This is a genomic window from Paracoccus limosus (assembly GCF_009711185.1).
GTDB classification, from domain to species: Bacteria; Pseudomonadota; Alphaproteobacteria; order Rhodobacterales; family Rhodobacteraceae; genus Paracoccus; species Paracoccus limosus.
Map to the genome: position 1 here is coordinate 39,175 of NZ_WMIF01000006.1, position 20,307 is coordinate 59,481.

Annotated in this window: 20 protein-coding genes; 10 read left to right on the forward strand and 10 right to left on the reverse strand. The window is 65.9% G+C overall.

Translation table 11 applies throughout. From position 1 onward, the window contains the following. The first annotated feature begins 60 nt into the window (after positions 1-60). Positions 61-1,017, forward strand: a complete 957-nt coding sequence (locus tag GL279_RS06090) for an L-malyl-CoA/beta-methylmalyl-CoA lyase (RefSeq protein WP_155063731.1) — start codon at positions 61-63, stop codon at positions 1,015-1,017. A 219-nt stretch (positions 1,018-1,236) separates the two neighbouring features. Here the strand turns inward: GL279_RS06090 and GL279_RS06095 are convergent, their stop codons facing one another. The 5 genes from GL279_RS06095 to GL279_RS06115 all read right to left on the reverse strand — a co-directional run bounded on the left by GL279_RS06095 (position 1,237) and on the right by GL279_RS06115 (position 6,528). Then, positions 1,237-1,416, reverse strand: a complete 180-nt coding sequence (locus GL279_RS06095) for a hypothetical protein (protein WP_155063732.1) — start codon at positions 1,414-1,416, stop codon at positions 1,237-1,239. Between the two features lie 72 nt (positions 1,417-1,488). Continuing rightward, entirely contained in the window at positions 1,489-3,066 is a 1,578-nt protein-coding gene (locus GL279_RS06100) for a dipeptide ABC transporter ATP-binding protein (protein WP_343039723.1), read from the reverse strand. Between the two features lie 26 nt (positions 3,067-3,092). Next, positions 3,093-3,905: an ABC transporter permease gene (locus tag GL279_RS06105; protein ID WP_155063733.1), complete on the reverse strand. Its 813-nt coding sequence runs from the start codon at positions 3,903-3,905 to the stop codon at positions 3,093-3,095. Then, entirely contained in the window at positions 3,902-4,840 is a 939-nt protein-coding gene (locus GL279_RS06110; RefSeq protein ID WP_155063734.1) for an ABC transporter permease, read from the reverse strand. Before GL279_RS06110 ends, GL279_RS06105 begins: the two co-directional genes overlap by 4 nt. Before the next feature lie 53 nt (positions 4,841-4,893). Continuing rightward, positions 4,894-6,528 (reverse strand): MFS transporter, encoded by a 1,635-nt coding sequence (locus tag GL279_RS06115; RefSeq protein ID WP_155063735.1) that lies wholly within the window; start codon positions 6,526-6,528, stop codon positions 4,894-4,896. Between the two features lie 270 nt (positions 6,529-6,798). Between GL279_RS06115 and GL279_RS06120 the strand changes: the two genes are divergently transcribed. From GL279_RS06120 to GL279_RS06135, 4 genes are all read left to right on the forward strand, one after another. Beyond that, a complete protein-coding gene (locus tag GL279_RS06120; protein ID WP_155063736.1) occupies positions 6,799-8,100 on the forward strand; it encodes a D-amino acid dehydrogenase in 1,302 nt (433 codons plus the stop codon). 409 nt (positions 8,101-8,509) lie between these two features. Further along, a complete protein-coding gene (locus GL279_RS06125) occupies positions 8,510-9,247 on the forward strand; it encodes a L,D-transpeptidase (protein ID WP_211371265.1) in 738 nt (245 codons plus the stop codon). Between the two features lie 122 nt (positions 9,248-9,369). Continuing rightward, positions 9,370-10,011: a hypothetical protein gene (locus GL279_RS06130; protein WP_155063737.1), complete on the forward strand. Its 642-nt coding sequence runs from the start codon at positions 9,370-9,372 to the stop codon at positions 10,009-10,011. 91 nt (positions 10,012-10,102) lie between these two features. Beyond that, on the forward strand, positions 10,103-11,020 hold the full coding sequence (locus tag GL279_RS06135) for a lytic transglycosylase domain-containing protein (protein WP_155063738.1): 918 nt from the start codon (positions 10,103-10,105) through the stop codon (positions 11,018-11,020). A gap of 52 nt (positions 11,021-11,072) precedes the next feature. Here GL279_RS06135 and GL279_RS06140 read toward each other — a convergent pair whose 3' ends face one another. The 3 genes from GL279_RS06140 to serB all read right to left on the reverse strand — a co-directional run bounded on the left by GL279_RS06140 (position 11,073) and on the right by serB (position 14,244). Continuing rightward, positions 11,073-12,539, reverse strand: coding sequence for an ABC transporter substrate-binding protein (locus GL279_RS06140; protein WP_155063739.1), 1,467 nt, complete (start codon positions 12,537-12,539; stop codon positions 11,073-11,075). Between the two features lie 65 nt (positions 12,540-12,604). Beyond that, positions 12,605-13,297 carry a CDP-alcohol phosphatidyltransferase family protein gene (locus GL279_RS06145; protein ID WP_155063740.1) on the reverse strand — a complete coding sequence of 231 codons (693 nt, stop codon included), beginning with the start codon at positions 13,295-13,297 and terminating at the stop codon, positions 12,605-12,607. 71 nt (positions 13,298-13,368) lie between these two features. Next, a complete protein-coding gene (gene serB / locus GL279_RS06150; protein WP_155063741.1) occupies positions 13,369-14,244 on the reverse strand; it encodes a phosphoserine phosphatase SerB in 876 nt (291 codons plus the stop codon). 195 nt (positions 14,245-14,439) lie between these two features. Here serB and GL279_RS06155 point away from each other — a divergent pair, with 195 nt between their 5' ends. From GL279_RS06155 to hspQ, 5 genes are all read left to right on the forward strand, one after another. Then, positions 14,440-15,594: a phosphoserine transaminase gene (locus tag GL279_RS06155; protein WP_155063742.1), complete on the forward strand. Its 1,155-nt coding sequence runs from the start codon at positions 14,440-14,442 to the stop codon at positions 15,592-15,594. 111 nt (positions 15,595-15,705) lie between these two features. Next, positions 15,706-17,295: a phosphoglycerate dehydrogenase gene (serA, locus tag GL279_RS06160; RefSeq protein WP_155063743.1), complete on the forward strand. Its 1,590-nt coding sequence runs from the start codon at positions 15,706-15,708 to the stop codon at positions 17,293-17,295. Positions 17,296-17,355: 60 nt separating this feature from the next. Then, positions 17,356-18,102 carry a metallophosphoesterase family protein gene (locus GL279_RS06165; RefSeq protein WP_155063744.1) on the forward strand — a complete coding sequence of 249 codons (747 nt, stop codon included), beginning with the start codon at positions 17,356-17,358 and terminating at the stop codon, positions 18,100-18,102. Positions 18,103-18,172: 70 nt separating this feature from the next. Beyond that, the gene (locus tag GL279_RS06170) at positions 18,173-18,634 is read left to right on the forward strand and encodes a CreA family protein (RefSeq protein WP_155063745.1); all 462 of its coding nucleotides are present in this window, start codon (positions 18,173-18,175) and stop codon (positions 18,632-18,634) included. Positions 18,635-18,756: 122 nt separating this feature from the next. Further along, positions 18,757-19,089: a heat shock protein HspQ gene (hspQ, locus tag GL279_RS06175; RefSeq protein ID WP_155063746.1), complete on the forward strand. Its 333-nt coding sequence runs from the start codon at positions 18,757-18,759 to the stop codon at positions 19,087-19,089. 57 nt (positions 19,090-19,146) lie between these two features. Here hspQ and GL279_RS06180 read toward each other — a convergent pair whose 3' ends face one another. Together GL279_RS06180 and GL279_RS06185 are read right to left on the reverse strand one after the other, a co-directional pair. Next, positions 19,147-19,773 carry an ATP-binding protein gene (locus GL279_RS06180; RefSeq protein WP_155063747.1) on the reverse strand — a complete coding sequence of 209 codons (627 nt, stop codon included), beginning with the start codon at positions 19,771-19,773 and terminating at the stop codon, positions 19,147-19,149. Further along, complete coding sequence (locus tag GL279_RS06185) at positions 19,770-20,117, reverse strand: STAS domain-containing protein (protein WP_155063748.1); 348 nt, start codon at positions 20,115-20,117, stop codon at positions 19,770-19,772. Before GL279_RS06185 ends, GL279_RS06180 begins: the two co-directional genes overlap by 4 nt. Between the last annotated feature and the right edge of the window lie 190 nt (positions 20,118-20,307).

A 20,307-nucleotide genomic window follows, 5' to 3' on the forward strand; every position in this document is an offset into this window, starting at 1 on the left:
GCAGCAACTATCTATCACTTTGGCAGCTCATGTTGAAACATCCTTACCGAAAGGCTGCTCATGTCCTTCCGCACGCAACCCGCCGCGCCGGCCCGCCTGAATCGCTGCCAATTGTTCGGCCCCGGCTCGCGCCCGGCCCTGTTCGAGAAGATGGCCGGCTCGGCCGCCGATGTCATCAACCTTGATCTGGAGGATTCGGTGGCGCCCGACGACAAGGAGCAGGCGCGCAAGAACATCATTCAGGCCATCGGCGATGTGGATTGGGGCGGCAAGACCCTGTCGGTGCGCATCAACGGTCTGGACACGCCCTATTGGTATCGCGATGTGGTCGATCTGCTGGAACAGGCCAGCGACCGGCTGGACCAGATCATGATCCCCAAGGTCGGCAATGCCTCGGATGTCTATGCCGTGGACGCGCTGGTGACCGCGATCGAGACCGCCAAGGGCCGCAAGAAACGCATCAGCCTTGAGGTGATCATCGAATCCGCCGCCGGCATCGCCCATGTCGAGGAGATCGCCGCCTCATCGCCGCGCCTGCAGGCGATGAGCCTTGGTGCCGCCGATTTCGCCGCCAGCATGGGCATGGCCACCACCGGCATCGGCGGAACGCAGGAAAACTATTACATGGCGCATCAGGGCGCGAAATACTGGTCCGACCCGTGGCATTGGGCGCAGGCTGCCATCGTTGCGGCCTGCCGCACCCATGGCGTGCTGCCGGTCGACGGCCCCTTTGGCGATTTCAGTGATGACGAGGGCTTCCGCGCGCAGGCGCTGCGTTCGGCCACATTGGGCATGGTCGGGAAATGGGCCATTCACCCCAAACAGGTGGCGCTGGCCAACGAAGTCTTTTCGCCCAGCGAAAAGGCCGTGACCGAGGCGCGCGAAATCCTTGCCGCGATGGAAGAAGCCGCGAAAACCGGGGCCGGCGCCACCGTATACAAAGGTAGACTAGTTGACATTGCGTCAATCCGTCAGGCACAAGTGATCGTGCGGCAGGCAGAGTTGATCACCGCCTGAGCGACGATGGAATACCTGGGCGGCCATTCGGGGAGGCTTGGCCGCCATGACAGGGGAGGAGCAACAGGCCTTGCGCAAGCGAGGCCTGTTGTTTTTTCGGCGACCCGGAATTGGGGCCGCCGCTAGCCTATTGATAGTCTGTTGCAATTTCATGACGCCCGGCGCCGGCTGCGCGACGATCCTGCGGATTTGTCGCCTTCAGACAGGGCATGGGCGTGGTCAGTTACCGCCTTCAGACGGCCGTCCGGCGCCCGCGATCCGGTCGCGCGACAGCGGCAGGGGCGATTCGACCACGGCCGGAACGCCGCGCGCGCCATCTGCCGCAGCCGGGACCTGCCCACCGATCCATGCGGTTTCGTCAGCCATGTCGATGGCCGCGTTCATGGCCATGTCTTTCATTCCTCGGACCTCGTCCTTGCGTGAAGCGGCAGGGATTTAGGGGCAAAAGAACAAATCCGCAAGTGGTCTGACCTAAATGTGAGCATTCTCGCGTATGCTCAGACGCGGCGTCGCCGCCAGCAGCGTCCGGGTATAGACATGGGCGGGGTTTTCCAGCACGGCGGCGGTCACGCCCTCTTCGACGATTCGGCCGGCCTGCATCACCAGCACCCGGTCGGTGATCTGGCGCACCACGCCCAGATCATGGCTGACGAACAGATAGGCCAGCCCGTGGCGCAGCCGCAGCCGCGCCAGCAGGTCCAGGATCTGTGCCCGCACCCGCAGGTCCAGCGCGCTGACCGCCTCATCCAGAACGATCAGGCTGGGCCGGATGATCAGCGCCCGCGCCAAAGCGATGCGCTGGCGCTGCCCGCCCGAGAATTCGTGGATATGGCGCGACATGGCATCGCCGGTGATGCCCACGTCATAAAGCGCCTCGGCGACGCGGCCACGCCAGTCGGCGGGGCGCCCGGTCAGGTGAAAGGGCTCGGCCACCAGCCGCTCCACTGTCCAACGCGGATCAAAACTGCCGAACGGGTCCGGAAACACCGCCCCCATCCGGGCGCGCAGGGCGGGGGGCAGGGTGGTGCCGACCTGCTGCCCGTCCAGCTGGATGCTGCCGCCCTGAACCCTGTCCAGCCCCAGAATGGCACGGGCCAGCGTGGACTTGCCGCAGCCGGATTCGCCGACCAGCCCGACGGATTCGCGCTCGTGGATGGTCAGGTCGACGCCATCGACGGCGCGCAGGCGCGGCGGTAGCGTCGCATCGCTGCCGCGTGGCCGGGGATAGTCGCGGATCACGCCCCGCACGGTCAGCAGCGGCGCGGTGGGGCCGGTCAGCACCAGCCGGGGCACATGGCGGGCAGCGTCGATCAGCTTGCGGGTATAGGTCTGGGTGGGGCGGGCAAAGACCTGCGCGACCGGCCCCTGTTCAACGATGCTGCCGCGCTTCATCACCGCCACCTCGTCGGCGAGCCCCTGCACCACCGCCAGATCATGGGTAATCATCAGCAGCGCCATGCCCTCGTCGCGGACGAGATCGCGCAGAAGGTCCAGAATCCGGGCCTGCGTGGTGACATCCAGCGCCGTCGTCGGCTCATCGGCGATCAGCAGGTCGGGGCGCAGCGCGATGGCCATGGCGATGGCGACGCGCTGGCGCTGCCCGCCCGAAAGCTGATGCGGATAAAGTCCCAGCGGAAAGCGTGGCGCGGGCAGGCCGACCCGGTCCAGCCGCGCCCGCGCCTCGGCCAGCGCGGCCTTGCGCTCCAGCCCCCGATGCTGGCGCAGCACTTCGGCCACCTGCTCGCCGATGCTCATCAGCGGGTTCAGCGCTGTCATCGGCTCTTGAAAGATCATGCCGATGCGCTGGCCCCGGATCTGGCACAGGGCGCGCTCGGGCAGGGTCAGCAGGTTCTCGCCCTGCAGCAGCACCTCGCCCGAGGCGGCCATGCCCGGGGGCAGCAGCCCCGCCACCGCCAGCGCCGTCAGCGACTTGCCCGAGCCGCTTTCGCCGACCAGCGCGGTGATGCGCCCCGGCGCCAGTTCCAGCGTCACGCCATGCACCAGAATCTGCCGGCCAAGGGTGACGCCCAACTCACGCGTCTGGATCACGCCCGTTCCGGACACGGTCGCCCCGGTCACGCGCGCCTCCGCAGCCGGGGATCGAGCGCGTCGCGCAGCCCGTCGCCCAGCAGGTTCAGTCCCAGCACGGTCATGAGGATCGCCAGCCCCGGCACCAGCGCGACATGCGGTGCCAGCGAGATCATTGTCTGCGCCTCGGCCAGCATCCGGCCCCAGCTGGGCGTCGGCGGCTGCGCGCCAAGCCCGACATAGGACAGGCCTGCCTCGGCCAGGATGCCAAGGCTGAACTGGATCGTCGCCTGCACGATCAGCAGGTTGGCGATATTGGGCAGGACGTGCTGCAGGCTGATCCGTGCTGGCCCCTTGCCGGCCAGTCGCGCCGCGCGGATATAGTCCAGCGTCCAGATCGGCAGTGCCGCGCCGCGCGTGACGCGGGCAAAGACCGGGATGTTGAAGATGCCGATGGCGATGATCGCATTCAGCGCCGAGGGGCCAAGTGCGGCGGTAATCAGGATGGCGATGACGAGGCTGGGGAAGGCAAAGACCAGATCGTTGCCGCGCATGATCGCCTCGTCCAGCCAGCTGCCAGAGCGGGCGGCGGCCCACAGGCCCAGCGGCACGCCGACCCCCATGCCGATGCCCACCGCCACCAGCGCCACTGCGATGGACAGGCGTGCGCCGACCATGACCATGGCCAGCATGTCGCGGCCCAGCTGATCGGTGCCCAGCCAATGCGCGGCCGAGGGCGGTTGCAGCTTTTGCGCGACGGCGATCTGCGTCACATCGCCCGGCGTCCAGACATAGCTGAACCCGGCCGCCAGCAGCGCAAGACCGGCCAGCACGGCGCCAAGGGTCAGCGACAGCCTCATCCGCGCAGCCTCGGGTCGATCAGAGCATAGGCCAGATCGACGGCAAAGGCGATCAGGATGGTCGCGGCCACCAGCACCAGCACCGCGCCCTGCACCAAGACCAGATCGCGCTGGCCGATGGCCTGAAAGATCAGCCGGCCAAGGCCGGGCAGGTAGAACACGTTTTCGATGATGATGGCCCCGGCCAGCAGAAAGGAAAACTGCATCCCCAGAATGGTCAGCACCGGGATCAGCGCATTGCGCAGCGCGTGGCGGCGCAGCGCCTGCGCCCGGCTCAGCCCCTTGGCGCGGGCGCTGCGGATATAGTCCTGCCCCAGCGTCTCGATCAGGGCCGAGCGCAGGGTGCGCGCCAGCACGGCGGCCTGCGGCAAAGCCAGCGCGACGGCGGGCAGGATCAGCGATTTCAGCGCCGCCAGCGGATGGCCCCAACCGGGGAACCCGCCTGCCGGCAGCCAGCGCAGGTTCACGGCAAAGACCATCACAAGCAGCATGGCGAACCAGAAATTCGGCAGCGCGATGCCGATCTGCGCCGCCCCCATCAGCGCGGTGTCGGCCGCCGTGCCGCGCCGTGCGGCGGCGGCCATGCCGATCGGAAAGGCCAGCGCCACCGCCAGCATCAGCGCCATCAGCGCCAGCGGCAACGAGACCTGCAGCCGTTCCATGATCATGCCGGCCACCGGCGTCTTGTAGGCAAGGCTGGTGCCCATGTCTCCGGTCAGGATGCCGCCGAGCCTGCGCAGGTAGCGCACCGGCCATGGCAGATCCAGACCCATCTGCTGGCGCAGCGCCGCCAGCGTGTCGGGCTGCGCGCCGGTGCCCAGCATGTAGCTGGCCGGATCGCCCGGTACCATGTCCACCACCGCGAAAATCACCAGCGTGGCCACAGCAAGGCTGAGGCCAAGCGACAGGGCGCGGGTGATGATCAGGCGACGCATGGCCACAGGCTAGACGCCGCCCCCGTCGGGGTAAAGCGCCGGCCGGCTGTCCTTCACGGCAGTTCCAGCTTGCCGATCAGCGGCAGGTCGTCGCTGGCATCGACCGTGTGGCGTTCAATCATGCGATGCACGACCGGCGGGGTCTCGTTGCGATGCAGCCGGTGCAGCGCCTCATAGCTGGAGAAATCGGCCTTGGTCCGGCGCAGGTTGTGGCGGACATATTCGTCCCATGTGGCGATGTGATAGCTTTCGCTCCACATCTCGGGGTGTTCCAGATCGCGCAGCAGCGCCCAGTTGCGCGCGCCGTCGCGGCGGCGGATGTCGCGGCGCTGGGCCATCAGGCGCAGGAATTCGGGCACGTCCTCTTGTGCGATGTGATAGTCGATCAGCACCTGAATCGGGCCCGAGCGCCCGCGCAGGTCCAGCTTCAGCTCGGGTTCGCGGAAGCGGTTCACCGGGTCCAGATCCAGCGTGCCGAACTCGGGCACCCGGAACCAATGGCCCAAAATCGCGCCAAGCAGCAGCGGCACCGCCGCGCAGGCCAGCGCCGTGTCGATGCCGTGCTGCGAGGCGATGCCGCCCCAGACCCAGCTGCCGATCGCCATGCCGCCAAAGGTCGCGGTCTGGTAAAGCGCCAGCGCCCGCGCCACCACCCAGCGCGGCGTCGAAAGCTGCACCGAGACATTGAACAGCGACAGCGCCAGCACCCAGCTGGCACCGGCAGGCAGCATGGCCAGCGCATGCAGCCAGACCGGCTTGGTAAAGGCCAGAATCAGCGCCGCGCCGGCGAAACCGGCAAAGGCCAGCTGCACGATGTTTTCATTGTTCAGCCGCTCGCGCATGCGCGGATTGACCAGCGCGCCCGAAATCGCCCCCAGCCCGTAGCAGCCCAGAAGCAGGCCGAACAGCAGCGAGCCGCCCTCGGGGTGGCTTTTCGCCACCAAGGGCAGCAGCGCCAGAATCGCGATGGCCGAGAAGCCGAACAGCGCGCCGCGCGCCAGCACCCGCAAGAGGTTCGGCGACAGCGCCACATAGCGCAGCCCGGCACCAACGGCGGCGACAAAGGGCTCGCGCGTGGTCAGCCGCTCGGGCGTGCGGGGGTGCCAGCGCAGCAGCGCGCCCAGAAGCGGCGCATAGCTGGCGGCGTTGACCGCAAAGGCTGCGGCGGCGCCAAAGACCGCCGTGATCACACCGCCCGCCGCCGGTCCGACGCTGCGCATCAGGTTGAAGCCGACCGAGTTCAGCGACACCGCCGCCGGCAGATCGGCGCGCGGCACCAGATCGCCCATGCTGGCCTGCCATGGCGGGTTGTAGATCGCCTGCCCAACCCCGATCAGAAAGGTCAGCGACAGCAGCAGCAGCGGCGTCATCCAGCCCTGCCAGGTCAGCAAAGCCAGCGCCAGCGACATCGCCGCCATGAAAGCCTGCGCCCCCAAAAGCAGCTTGCGGCGGTCGAAATTGTCGGCCAGCGCCCCCGAGGCCAGCGCAAACAGCATGATCGGCAGCGTGTTCGAGGCCTGCACCAGCGCGATCAGCGTCGCCGAATCCGTCAGCTGCGTCATCATCCATGCCGCGCCGACCGATTGCACCAGACCGCCGAAATTCGAGATCAGCGTCGCGCTCCAGAGCAGGCGGAAATCGGCGTGGCGCAAAGGAGCGAAGGCGCTTTTGCGGGCATGTTCGGGCATGGGAATGGTCACCTGTGCGTGGCGCGGCCAGCTTAGGCAGGCGGCAGGGCAGGGGCAACCGCTGTTGCCCGGCACCCGGCGCCTGCACGATTCCGTGGCGCGCGCCGGCATATCTTTCGGGCATCGTGAAAACAGTCGAAGGAAATTCGTCATTCCAGCGCAATGATCGAAGAGAATTGCGATATCCTGCGACAAAGCGCCGCTAATCGGGATTTCATTTCCGGTTCTGGCGCTATGCTTCGCAGGATCTCCTCCGAAAAGGGCGCGGACATGAAGATTGTTGTTCTGGGAGCCGGTGTCATCGGCGTCACGACCGCATGGTATCTGGCCAAGGCCGGCCACGAGGTCACGGTGATCGACCGCCAGGACGGTCCGGCGTTGGAGACCAGCTTTGCCAATGCCGGCGAGATCTCGCCCGGCTATTCCTCGCCCTGGGCGGCGCCGGGCATTCCGATGAAGGCGCTGAAATGGATGTTCCAGACGCATGCGCCTTTGGTCCTGCAACCCCGGCTGGACGCGCAGCGCATCGGCTGGATGCTGCAGATGCTGCGCAATTGCACCCATGACGCCTATGTCGTGAACAAAAGCCGCATGGTGCGCATCGCCGAATACAGCCGCGACTGTCTGGCGGAACTGCGCGCCGAAACCGGCATCCAGTATGACCAGCGCACCCAAGGCACGTTGCAGGTGTTCCGCAAGCAGGAACAGCTGGACGGCGCCGGCAAGGATATCGAAGTGCTCAAGGCCGATGGCGTGCCCTTCGAGGTTCTGGACCGCGCCGGCTGCGTTGCCGCCGAGCCCGGGCTGGCCAGCGCAGCCGAGCGTATCGTCGGCGGTCTGCGCCTGCCCGGCGACGAAACCGGCGATTGCTTCAAATTCACCAACCGCCTGTCCGAGATGGCCGAGGCGCTGGGCGTGACCTTCCGCTGGGGCGTCTCCGTCAAGGCGATCGAGGCCGAGGGCGGCCGCATCTCGGGCGTGGTGACCGATCAGGGCCGGCTGACCGCCGACCGCTATGTTCTGGCCATGGGCCCCTATTCGCCGCAGATGGTGCGCCATCTGGGGCTGAACCTGCCGATCTATCCGCTCAAGGGCTATTCGCTGACCATCGACATTCAGGACGAAAGCCGGGCTCCGGTCTCGACGGTGATGGATGAAACCTACAAGGTGGCGATCACCCGGCTGGGCGACCGCATCCGCGTCGGCGGGCTGGCCGAGATCGCCGGCTATGACCTGAGCCTGAACCCGCGCCGTCGCGCCACCCTGACAAAATCGGTCAGCGAGATGTTCCCCGGCGGCGGCGATCCCGAACAGGCGCTGTTCTGGACCGGGCTGCGGCCGATGACCCCCGATGGCACGCCCATCGTCGGCGCGACGCCGATCCCGAACCTGTTCCTGAACACCGGCCATGGCACGCTGGGCTGGACCATGTCGGCGGGCTCGGGCCGGCTGCTGGCCGATCTGATTACCGGCCGCACCCCCGAGATCGAAGCCGGCGATCTGGGCTATGCGCGCTACCTCAAGGGCGGGGCCGCGCAGGCCCGTGCCGCGCTGCAGCCGGCGCGCGCCTGACACCCGCCGGGCGGATCGCAATGAGGACGAGGCCGGGACTGCCATCCCGGCCTCGTTCCGTATTCCGGGCCGGGAATCGGTGCCCTGCCGGTCGGCCCCGGCCTTGGCGATCCGGTCGCCGCAGGCAGGTGCGGGCGGCGCGACGGGGGCAGGACAACCTTCTGATCCGGCTGGCGGTTCCCGGCGGCGCAGGCTTTCCCGCACAGGTCGTCCGCGGCCGATCAATCCGCAACAGTGCGGGACGGAATCCCCCGTTCACAAAGGGTTGTCCTTGACCCTTTGGCCTTGCGCAGGACTGTTGTAGGCATCCGAATCGTGGCCGCCTCTGCTCGGCACCCGCCGCGATCTCCCGAAAGAACTGTTGCCACGGCCATGCCTCGCGCTGGCCGCGTTACTGAAGGATGAACCCATGCGACTTGTTTCGCTGATGCTGGCGGTTGGCCTGGGCCTTGCCGCTTGTGCCCAGACCCCTCCGCAAACGCCTGCGGTGTCCTCGGTCGGCTCCGGCCCCTATGGCGCGCGGACCGATAGCGGGCCGAACGGCGAACCGATCGAGATTCAGGCGGTCCGCAAAGCCTATCTGACCGATCGCAACACCCGCCAGACCGTGGCCTATAATGGCACGGAAGCGCCCGGCACCATCGTCGTCGATCCCTATGCGCGCTTTCTCTATCTGGTGAAAGAGGGCGGTCAGGCCGAACGCTTCGGCGTCGCCGTCGGCAAGGCCGGCAAGACTTTCCAAGGTAATGCCACCATCCGGCGCAAGCAGGCATGGCCCAGCTGGACGCCCACCGCCAATATGGTGCGCACCCAGCCCGAGCTTTACGGCCCGCTGAAAAACGGTCTGGGCGGTGGCATCAACAACCCACTGGGGTCGCGCGCGCTGTATCTTTACCAAGGCAGCCGCGACACGATGTATCGCATCCATGGCACCATGGACCCGTCCTCGATCGGCAAGGCGACCTCGGCCGGCTGCATCCGGCTGTTCAACCAGGACATCATGGATCTGTTCGACCAGATCCCGATGGGCACCCCGGTCCGCGTCCGTACGCAAAGCGAAAGCATCGCGCTGGAAGGCCCGCTGGTCGAAACGCCCGATGGCTACATGACCTCGGTTGCGCCCGACGCGGTCGCCTCGGCGCAATAACCTGCCGCTGACTATGCCATGATCCCGCCCCGGTCCCTTGTGGTCCGGGGCGGTTTCATATGGCGTCGGTGCGGACGGCGTGGCAATCTCTGCCGCAAAACCAGCACCTACAGGAGTTGACGATGGTCGAGCAGACCTCTGGCGCGGCAGCAGCACCCGGCCTTGACGCGGTCAAGGCCCAGACCCGGCCCGAAGCCCTGCGTCAGCTTGAGGACGCGCCCTTGGCCGCCCTGCTGCGCGAGCTGCGCCGGATGAAGGCCGAGGCCGCCGATCCCGCGACGCAAAAGGCGCTGGGACAGGCCGTCCGCCGTGCCGTCGCCGAAAAGCGCCAGCGCCAGCCGGGCGCAGAGACTGCCCCGGCCGCCGCCGCGCCGGCCGACAAGGCGCAGGCCCGGCAGGCCGCCCAGGCTGCAAAGGCCGAGGAAAAGGCCCGCAAGCAGGCCGAGCGCGCCGAACGCAAGCAGGCAAAAGAGGCCGAGCGGGCCGAGAAAAAGGCCGCCAAGGCCGCGCGGCAGGCCGGCGCTGCTGAACTGGCCAAGACCCGCGACAAGGCGCGCGGCAAGAAGCTGGAGAAACTGGGCAAGCCAGGGTCTGCCGGCCCGGCCGGTGCCAAGGCCGGCAAGGACAAGCCTGCCAAGGACAAGCCTGCCAAGGACAAGCCCGCCAAGGAGCGGCCCGGCAAAGAGCGGCAGGTCAAGGCGGGGCAAAATGGCCGGAAACTGGTCAATGCCCCTGCGGATGACGATGACGAGGCGGTCTCCTGATCGGAAAGCCGCCGTCAGGCGGTTCCCATCGCGGGGCGATCTTGCTATCGGCAAACGGCGAACCGTGCCGTTTCCGCCCCGAGGCCCCGTCATGCGCTTTCTGATTCTTGCCCTGTTGACCCTGCTGGTGCCCCTACCGGCGCCGGTGCCGGCCTATGAGGCGCTGGACGCGGTGCAGGGCAAGCCGGCGCCGCGCCCCACGACACGCAGCCGCTGCACCGATGACGGCGTCAGCTGCATCTCGCTGGCGAATTACGTGCCCGACGTCTGTCAGGCCATCGAACGCTCGGCCGACCGCAACGGGCTGGACCCGCATTTCTTTGCCCGCCTGCTGTGGAAGGAAAGCCTGTTCGAGGCCAATGCCGTCAGCCCGGTCGGGGCCATGGGCATTGCGCAATTCATGCCCGGAACCGCCGATCTGGTCGGCCTTGACGATCCGTTCAACCCGGCCAAGGCGATTGCCGCCTCGGCGCGCTATCTGCGCAAGCTCTCGGACGGGTTCGGCAATGTCGGCATGGCCGCCGTGGCCTATAACGGCGGCGAGAACCGCGCCGCCCGCTACCTGGCCGAGGGCGGCAGCCTGCCTTGGGAAACGCAGGATTACGTGCAGGCCATCACCGGGATGACGGCATCGAACTGGCGCGACAAATCGGTGCGCGCCCCGGACCTGCGGCTGGACAAGGAGCGCCCGTTTCTGGCTGCCTGCGTCGATCTGGCGGGGCGGCGCAAGCTGCGCGAGTTCCAGACACCCGAACATGCCTGGCCATGGGGCGTGATCGTTGCCACCCATGCGACGCAATCGGGGGTGAACAGTCAGGTCTCACGGCTGAATACGGTGCTGCGGCCGATTCTGGGCGGCAAGCGGGTCAGCTATGTGCGGCGCAAGGTCGCGGGCGGGCCGCGCAAGGTCTTTACTGCGCAGATCGGCTACAGCTCGCGCGGCGAGGCTTTTGCGTTCTGCACCCGGCTGCGCAGTTTCGGTGGCCGCTGCATCGTGCTGAAGAACTGAACCGCAGGTGCTTGTTGCAGCCTTGCATGGGTATTTGTGAAATGGTGAAGAGCTAGTCGCTCCAGCGCAGATCGGACAGGATATTGGCCGGCATCGGCGCGTTCTCCCACAGGCCCTGGATCGGGGCCTTGGCGACGCCGGTTTTCGGCAGCTGGAACAGGAAGGCATTGGCGTAGTCGCCGGCCAGAATCTGTTGCGCCTGTTTCAGCAGGGCCGAGCGACCTGCCGGATCGGTGGTGGCATCCTGCCGGGCCATGGTATCGTCAAAGGCCGGGTTGTCGTAATTGAAGTAATAGGGCTTGCGGGCATAGATGCCGATGTCCATCGGTTCGACATGGCTGATGACGGTCAGGTCGTAATCCGAATTCTTGAAAACCTGCTCAAGCCATTGCGCCCATTCCATATTCGTAATCCGGGTCTGGATGCCGACGGCGCGCAGCTCGGCTGCGATGATCTCGCCGCCGCGGCGGGCATAAGAGGGTGGCGGCAGGGCCAGCCGCAGGGTCAGGTCCGTCGCGCCGGCCTCGGCCAGAAGTGCCTTGGCGCGCTCGGGATCATGGGCCGAGAGCGCGGTCAGATCGACGTAATCGGGATTGTGCGGCGCGAAATGCGTGCCGATGGGGGTACCATAGCCGAACATGGCGCCGTCGATCAGCTCGTGACGGTCGATGGCATGGGCAATCGCCTCGCGTACACGCTTGTCGGCCAGCGCCGGGTTCTTGTGGTTCATGGCCAGAATCGTCTCGCCCTCGGTGGTGCCGATCAGCACCTTGAAGCGGGGATCGGCCTGCAACTGGGGCAGGGTTTCGGGCGCGGGATAGATCGGAAAGGCATCGACGTCGCCGGCCATCATCGCGGCAAAGGCGGCGCTGGGGTCGGGGATGAAGCGAAAGGTGGCGCTGTGTAGGGCCGGTTTCGCGCCCCAATAGCCGTCCCAGGCGTCCAGACGGATATGATCGCCCTGCCGCCATTCGCCCAAGGTATAGGGGCCGGTGCCAATCGGATGGGTGGCGATCTGCGGAATATTGGCCTGATCGACCATGACTGCATCGCCCCATGCCAGCTTGAAAGGCAGGCCGCTGTCGGGAGCCTTCAGCGTGATGCGCACGGTCAGCGGGTCGATGGCCTCGACCGAGGTAATGCCTTCGAACAGGCCCTTTTGTGCATTGGTGCTGTCGGCCGCGCGGGCGCGGTCCAGCGAAAAGATCACGTCCTGCGCATCGAAGGCGCTGCCGTCCTGGAAGGTGACGCCGGGGCGCAGGTGAAACACATGGGTCTGCGCGTCGCTGCTGTCCCAGCTGCTGGCGAGGCCGGGTTGCACGCGGCCATCGGGTGCGATCCGGGTCAGCCCTTCGAAGATATTGCCATAGACCACCTCATCGACGGCGGCGGCGGCTGAGCTGGTCGGGTCCAGCACCGGCGGTTCCAGCGCCATGCCCAGCGTGATGTTGTCGGGTGCGGCCAGCGCCGGGCCCGCGATCAGCGCAACCAGCGCGGCCTTGAGAAAGGTCTGGGGCATCGGGCTCTCCGCAGGCAGGGTCGGGGCAGATTGCGGGGCGCGGCGGGCCGGCGCAAGGCCGTGTCTTAGCCGCGCCTTTCGGTCAGTTGCTGGGCAAGGCCCGCGAACATCAGCCAGAGCGAGGTCAGCAGCAGACCCCAGCGCGCCACGCTGTCGGCGTGGAAATCGTCCATCACCGCCCAGACCGCGAAGGCAACCCAGGCGGCGCAAACAGGCAGCGAGATCCAGCGCCAGCGCTCGGTCCGGACAGGATGGATGAATTTCACATTGCTGAACATGGTCGCGGCCAGCGCCACGACGATCAGCAGGATGATCCAGAAATTCGGCTTGAGCGCGAAGAGCACCAGCACGACCATGTTCCAGCAGGCCGGAAAGCCCGCAAAGGAATTGTCCTTGGTTTTCATGCGCGTGTCGGCGAAATAGATTACGCTGCCATAGGTGATGGCAATGATCGCGATCCAGCCGGTCCAGCCCGGCAGCAGCCCCGACATGAAGAGCGCATAGGCCGGGATGAACACATAGGTCAGGTAATCGATGATCAGGTCCATCAACACGCCATCATATGTCGGCCAGTTGAGCTTGACCTGATAGCGGCGCGCCAAAGGCCCGTCGACGCCATCGACGATCAGCGCGATGACCAGCCAAAGGAACATGTTCGACCATTGCGCATTGGCAGCGGCGAGCAGGGCAAGCATCGACAGGACCGCGCCGGTGGCGGTCAAGAGATGCACGGAAAGGGCTTTCATGCGCAGCTTCATGCAGATGCTTCTGTCATTGAACGGTCATCTTCGCAAGTTCGTGAACGCAGGCCGCGGGCCGCGTCACAGGGTTATTCGACGAATTCGTCGGCGCCGTAGCCTTGCAGATACAGCAGCGCGGTCAGGTCGCCGTGGTTGATTCGCAGATCGACCTGCGCCGCGACGGCGGGTTTGGCATGCAGCGCCACCCCGGTGCCGGCCAGTTGCAGCATGCCAAGGTCATTGGCGCCATCGCCCACCGCGATTGCGTCGCCGGGCGTCAGGCTGCGGTCGAGGGTGATTTCCTGCAGCGCCTCGATCTTGGCCTCGCGACCAAGCACCGGCAGGGCGACATGGCCGGTCAGCACGCCGTCATCGGCCAGAAGCGTGTTGGCGCGATGCTCGTCAAAGCCCAAAGCGGCAGCCACCGGACCGGTAAAGACGGTAAACCCGCCCGAGACCAGCGCCGTATAGGCGCCTTGGGCGCGCATGGTCGCCACCAGCGTCTTGCCGCCGGGGGCCAGCGTGATGCGGCTGTCCAGCACTTCGCCCACCACCGATTCCGACAGGCCCGCCAGCAGGCCGACGCGGGCGACCAGCGCCTCGTGGAAATTCAGCTCGCCGTTCATGGCGCGGGCGGTGATCGCCGAGACGCGGGCGCCGACGCCGGCGAAATCGGCCAGCTCGTCGATGCATTCCTGCTGGATCATGGTCGAATCCATATCGGCCAGCAGCACCGCCTTGCGCCGGCCCAGCGTCGGCTGGATCGCGAGGTCGAGGCCCTGATCCTGCAAGTCCTGCCAGACGTCCCAGAAATCGCCCGGCACCGCATCCAGCGGAAATTCGGCGGCAATGCCGGGGTTCAGCCAGATGATGTGGCCAGCATTCCAGCGCTGGCGCAGGGTTTCGAGGCGGGACTGGCTGAGGTCGGCGCGCGCGGGGGCGGCAAGGATCGTGACGGTGAACATGGGGCCTCCGGGCGGCTTTGGTCGCGGCAGCACTAGCTAAAGCGCAGGCCGGGATCAATTGCGCGGAATGGTGCTGCCAGAATGTCGCAAACATGCCTTGAAAATTTCTCTTGCGGGAATCTGTGACGCGTCGTAGATGCATTCCCGGGACACGCCGCCCCAACGCGGCGCTATCTAGCTGGAAGGCTACACAAAATGAGCATGACTGCTCCGGCTGCGCGCCCGGTCAATCCGCGCTTCTCTTCTGGCCCCTGTGCCAAGATCCCCCAATTTTCGCTGGACATGCTTGCTGACGCGCCGCTGGGCCGCTCGCATCGTGCCGCCGTGGGCAAGGCGAAACTTGCCGAAGCCATCGACCTGACCCGCGCGGTTCTGGACGTTCCGGCCGATTACCGCATCGGTATCGTTCCTGCCTCGGATACCGGCGCCGTCGAAATGGCGCTGTGGTCGCTGCTTGGCCCGCGCAAGGTCGAGATGCTGGCCTGGGAAAGCTTTGGCGAAGGCTGGGTCACCGATGTGGTGAAGCAGCTGAAGATCGACGCCGTGACCCGCAAGGCGCCTTATGGTCAGATCGTGGATTTCGCCGAAGTCGATTTCGACAATGACGTGGTGTTCACCTGGAACGGCACCACCTCGGGCGTGCGGGTTCCCAATGGCGATGCCATTCCGGCCGACCGCGCCGGGCTGACCATCTGCGACGCGACCTCGGCCGCATTCGCGATGGAGCTGCCCTTTGACAAGCTGGATGTGGTGACCTTCAGCTGGCAGAAGGTGCTGGGCGGCGAGGGTGCGCATGGCATCCTGATCCTGTCGCCCCGCGCCGTCGAGCGGCTGGAAAGCTATACCCCCGCTTGGCCGATGCCGAAGATCTTTCGCATGACCAAGGGCGGCAAGCTGATCGAGGGCATCTTCAAGGGCGAGACGATCAACACGCCCTCGATGCTGTGTGTCGAGGATTATCTGGTTGCGCTGAAATGGGCGCAGGCTTTGGGTGGCCGCAAGGCGCTGATCGCCCGGACCGAGGCCAATGCCAAGGCCATCGCCGATTTCATCGCCGATAAGGATTGGATCGCGAACCTGGCCGAAGATCCGGCCACGGCCTCGACCACCTCGGTTTGCCTGAAGTTCACCGATCCGCGCATCAAGGACGGTGCCGCATTCGCCAAGGCCGTCGCCAAGCGGCTGGAGAAAGAGGGCGTGGCGCTGGACGCCGGGGCCTATCGCGATGCGCCGGCCGGTCTGCGCATCTGGTGCGGCTCGACGGTCGAGACCTCGGATGTGGCGGCGCTGATGCCGTGGATCGAACATGCGTTCGAGACCGAGCTCGCGGCGCAGGCCGAGACGGTCTGAAAAAGGGCGGGGGCTCTGCCCCCGCACCCCCCGGGATATTTAAACACGAAAGAAGCATTGCGTGAGGGTCGTGCTGCCCCCGGATGCCTCATGTCCAAAAGGATGAAGAAGATGCCCAAGGTTCTTGTTTCGGACAAGCTTTCGGAAACCGCCGTCCAGATCTTCCGCGATCGCGGCGTCGAGGTGGATTACCTGCCGGATCTCGGCAAGGACAAGGAAAAGCTGGCCGAGGTGATCGGTCAGTATGACGGTCTGGCGATCCGCTCGGCGACCAAGGTGACCGCCAAGCTGCTGGAAGCGGCAACCAATCTGAAGGTGATCGGCCGCGCTGGTATCGGCGTCGACAACGTCGAGATCCCGGCCGCCTCGAAAAAGGGCGTGATCGTGATGAACACGCCCTTCGGCAACTCGGTCACCACCGCCGAGCACGCGATTGCGCTGATGTTTGCCGTGGCGCGTCAACTGCCCGAGGCGAGCGTCTCGACCCATGAGGGCAAGTGGGAAAAGAACCGTTTCATGGGCGTCGAGGTCTTCAACAAGACGCTGGGCATCATCGGTGCGGGCAATATCGGCTCGATCGTGATCGACCGTGCGCTGGGGCTGAAGATGAAGGTGCTGGCCTATGACCCCTTCCTGTCGGAAGAGCGGGCCAAGGAACTGGGCGTGAAAAAGGTCGAGCTGGACGAGCTGCTGGCCAAGGCCGACTTCATCACCCTGCATGTGCCGCTGACCGAGAAGACCAAGAACATCCTGTCGCGCGAAAACCTGCTGAAGACCAAGAAGGGCGTGCGCATCGTCAACGCCGCGCGCGGTGGCCTGATTGACGAGGAGGCGCTGGCCGAGTTGCTGAAATCGGGCCATGTCGCCGGTGCTGCTTTGGACGTGTTTGCGGTAGAGCCCGCGACCGAAAGCCCGCTGTTCGGTCTGCCGAACGTCGTGGTGACGCCGCATCTGGGCGCTTCGACCACCGAGGCGCAGGAGAATGTCGCGCTGCAGGTTGCCGAGCAGATGTCGGATTACCTGCTGACCGGCGCGGTGCAGAACGCGCTGAACATGCCCTCGGTCACCGCCGAAGAGGCCGCGACCATGGGGCCGTGGCTGAAGCTGGCCGGGCATCTGGGCACCTTCATCGGCCAGATGACCGACGAGCCGATCAAGGCGATCAACGTGCTTTATGACGGCACCGTCGCCGAGATGAACCTGAAGGCGTTGAACGCTGCCGTGATCGCGGGCGTGATGAAGGCCGCGAACCCCGAGGTCAACATGGTCTCGGCCCCGGTCATGGCGGCCGAGCGCGGCATGCAGATCCAGACCACGACCCAGGCCAAGACCGGTGTCTTTGACGGCTATATCAAGGTGACCATGGTCACCGACGAGCGCGAGCGTTCGATCGCCGGCACGGTCTTCAGCGATGGCAAGCCGCGTTTCATCCAGATCCGGGGCATCAACGTCGATGCCGAGATCGGCGCGCATATGCTGTATACCCGCAACAAGGACGTGCCCGGCGTGATCGGCGCCCTTGGCTCGACGCTGGGGGATCTGGGGGTGAACATCGCCAACTTTACCCTGGGTCGCACCAAGAGCGGCGATGACGCCATCGCCATCCTGTATCTGGACGAGGAACTGAAGCCCGAGGTGATCGATGCCCTGCAGGCGACCGGAAAATTCCTGCAGGTCCGGCCGATCAACTTCGAGGTCTGACGGTTTCCATTGCCCGGCCCCCGAGATAACCTCTCGGGGGTCTTTCTTATTGGAGCAAGCATGCGCAGCTATGTGATCGGTGACATTCACGGCCAGTTGGAACTGTTGAAGGCGGCGCATGAGCGGGTGGCCCGCGATGACGCGGCCCATGGCGGCGATGGCCAGCTGATCCATGTCGGCGACCTGATCGACCGTGGCCCCGATTCGCGCGGCGTGGTGGATTATCTGATGCGGGGGCAGGCCGAAGGGCAGCCGTGGACGGTGCTCAAGGGCAACCACGACCGCTTTCTGACCCGCTTTGCCTATCAGCCGGAATGGCGCGATCCGGGGCTGGCCTCGGGCAAGCACTGGCTGGACCATGTCAATCTGGGCGCGGCGCCGACGCTGGCCTCGTATGGGATCGAGCGCGGCGAGCGCAGCCATGCCGAGCTGCATGGCGAGGTTCTGGCCAAGGTGCCCGAGGCGCATCTGCGCTGGATCGACGGCCTGCCGCTGTGGCAGCGCATTCCGCAGGCGCTGATCGTGCATGCCGGCATCCGGCCGGGCGTGCCGCTGGAGGAGCAGACCGAACATGACCTGCTGTGGATCCGGCAGGGGTTTCTGGACGATGCCACCGATCACGGCGTGCTGGTGGTGCATGGCCATACCGTCGTCGAACGGGTGACGCATTTCGGCAATCGTCTGGCGCTGGACACCGGCGCTGCCTATGGCGGGCCGCTGAGCGTGGTCGTCTTTGACGAGGCGGGTATGGCCGTGGTCACCGACACCGGGCGCCAAGAGATTGAGCACGCACCCGTGCCGGTCTGAGCGGCGCTTGCCGCGGCCGCCGGTCCGACGCATCCTTGCGGTGCGCGGGGATCAGCAACTGGAGAATGCGATGAAACGGACAATTCTGACGCTGATGCTGCTGGCCGGTCCGGCGGCGGCGGATGTCGTGGGCAAGGTCGGCGTCGACTGGGTCGGCAACGATATTCTGGTCGAGGCGATCGCCGATCCCAAGGTGCAGGGCGTGACCTGTCATCTGGCCTATTTCGACCGCTCGATGCTGGATAGGCTGCAGCAGGGCAACTGGTTCGAGGATCCGTCGAATTCGGCCATCCAATGCACGCGCACCGGGGCCATCGCCATCGGCGACATCAAGCGCGGGCCAAAGGGCGAGGATGTGTTCAGCGCCTCGCGTTCGCTGATTTTCAAGACGCTGCGGGTGCGGCGGATCTATGACGAGGCAAATCAGGTGCTGATCTATCTGGCCTATAGCGCGCAGGTGAATCAGGGCTCGGCCAAGATGGCGCTGTCGACTGTGCGGCTGGAACAGGGCGAAGGGCTGCCGGCGCAATAGCCGGATCGGGCCGGGCTGCGCGAAACGGCGGCAGGATCTGGCCGCCGGCGCAGAGGATTTGCCCGAAAGGTGGACAGCGAAGCCGCGCCGCGATAAGAGCGCGGCGAAACAGGAAGCAAACGATGCGGATTCCCGCCAAAACCGCAAAATACTGTCTGGGCCAGCTCGTCCGGCACCGCGAACATCCGTTCCGGGGCGTGGTTTTCGACGTGGATCCGGAATTCGCCAATACCGAGGAATGGTATGAATCCATTCCCGAAGAGGCGCGCCCGTCGCGCAACCAGCCGTTCTATCACCTTTATGCCGAGACCGAGGCGACCTATTACGTGGCCTATGTCTCGGAGCAGAATCTGGTGCCCGACAGTTCGGGCGAGCCGCTGGAACATCCCGAGGTCGATGAGATGTTCGGCGAGTTCGAGGATGGCCGCTATCCCCTGCAATTCGCGCTGAACTGAAGCCGGGCCGCGCGGCCGGTTCTGGCGCGGGATCACCGGGCAGGGCGGCCGGGGCAGCTAGAACGGCAGATTTCCGGGCATCGCCTCGGCCTTGTCAACGGGGACGATGAAGACCAGGAAATTGCGCCGGCCTTCGCGGAAATAGCTCAGCGAGGCGGTCAGATCCTGAATCAGATACCAGCCGAACCCGCCTTCGGGCAGCAGCAGGATGTCGTGGTCGATCCCTTCGGCCTCGTCGGTGATATGGGGCAGGTTGCGCGGGTCGAGGCATTCGACGGGCAGGGGGCGGCCGTCATCCGTCACCGCGCAGGCGATGCCGCCGACATGACGCACCACGAAAAGATGTACCAAGGGCGAATGCGGGCGGTGCAACGGGTCTGGCTGTGGCGTGCCACCATGTTCGCAGATGTTGTTCAGCACCTCGGCCAGGGCCAGTTCCAGCCGCGACAGCACCTCGGTGCCGGCGCTGCCGTCAAACCGCTCGCGCAGATACAGCAGCGCATCGCGCACTGTCGAAGGATCGGCGCGAAAGATCCGATGCAGCATCGGCTGGCGATTGTGCGGCGCCAGACGCAGCCGGCGGCGCAACTGCTCGACCGGCAAGGGCTGATGGGGCAGGGTTTCGGCAGACAGCGCGTCGGGGGGGCGGGGGTCTGGTGGCCGGGATTCAGGCGGCAGGGTCATGGCGAGGCCTCACCCAGTTGCGCGCCATCCGTCGGCGGTTGCGGGCGGATGGTCAGCACCGTGTCCATCCGGGTCAGCCGGAACACCCGCGCGACATTGCTGGACAGCCCGGTCAGTTCAAGGCTGCGCCCCTTGGGCATGGCCTTGTAGATCGCGATGATCGCGCCCAGACCCGAGCTGTCCATGAAATCCACCGCGCTGAGGTCCAGCGTCACCCGGGTGCCGGCATGGGCGACCAGATTGCGCACGCGATCCTTGAACGCGGTGGCGACGGCGGCATCCAGTCGCCTTTCATCGACCCGGATGGTCACGCCGTCATCTTTGGCCAGCAGGGTCAGTTGCATCTTGTTTTCCCGGTCCTTGGATCCCTTGAGGTCGTTCCTAGCGCGGAACCGTTACGTTTCCGTAAGCGTGCCCGCTTTTACGCGATCCGGGGAGAGCGCAAATCATTCGCCTTTTCATAAATTTACTTCGGTCCCGCGCGGACCTGTCTGTTTGAACAGCTTGCCGGGGGTCGCGGGAATGGTGCAATCC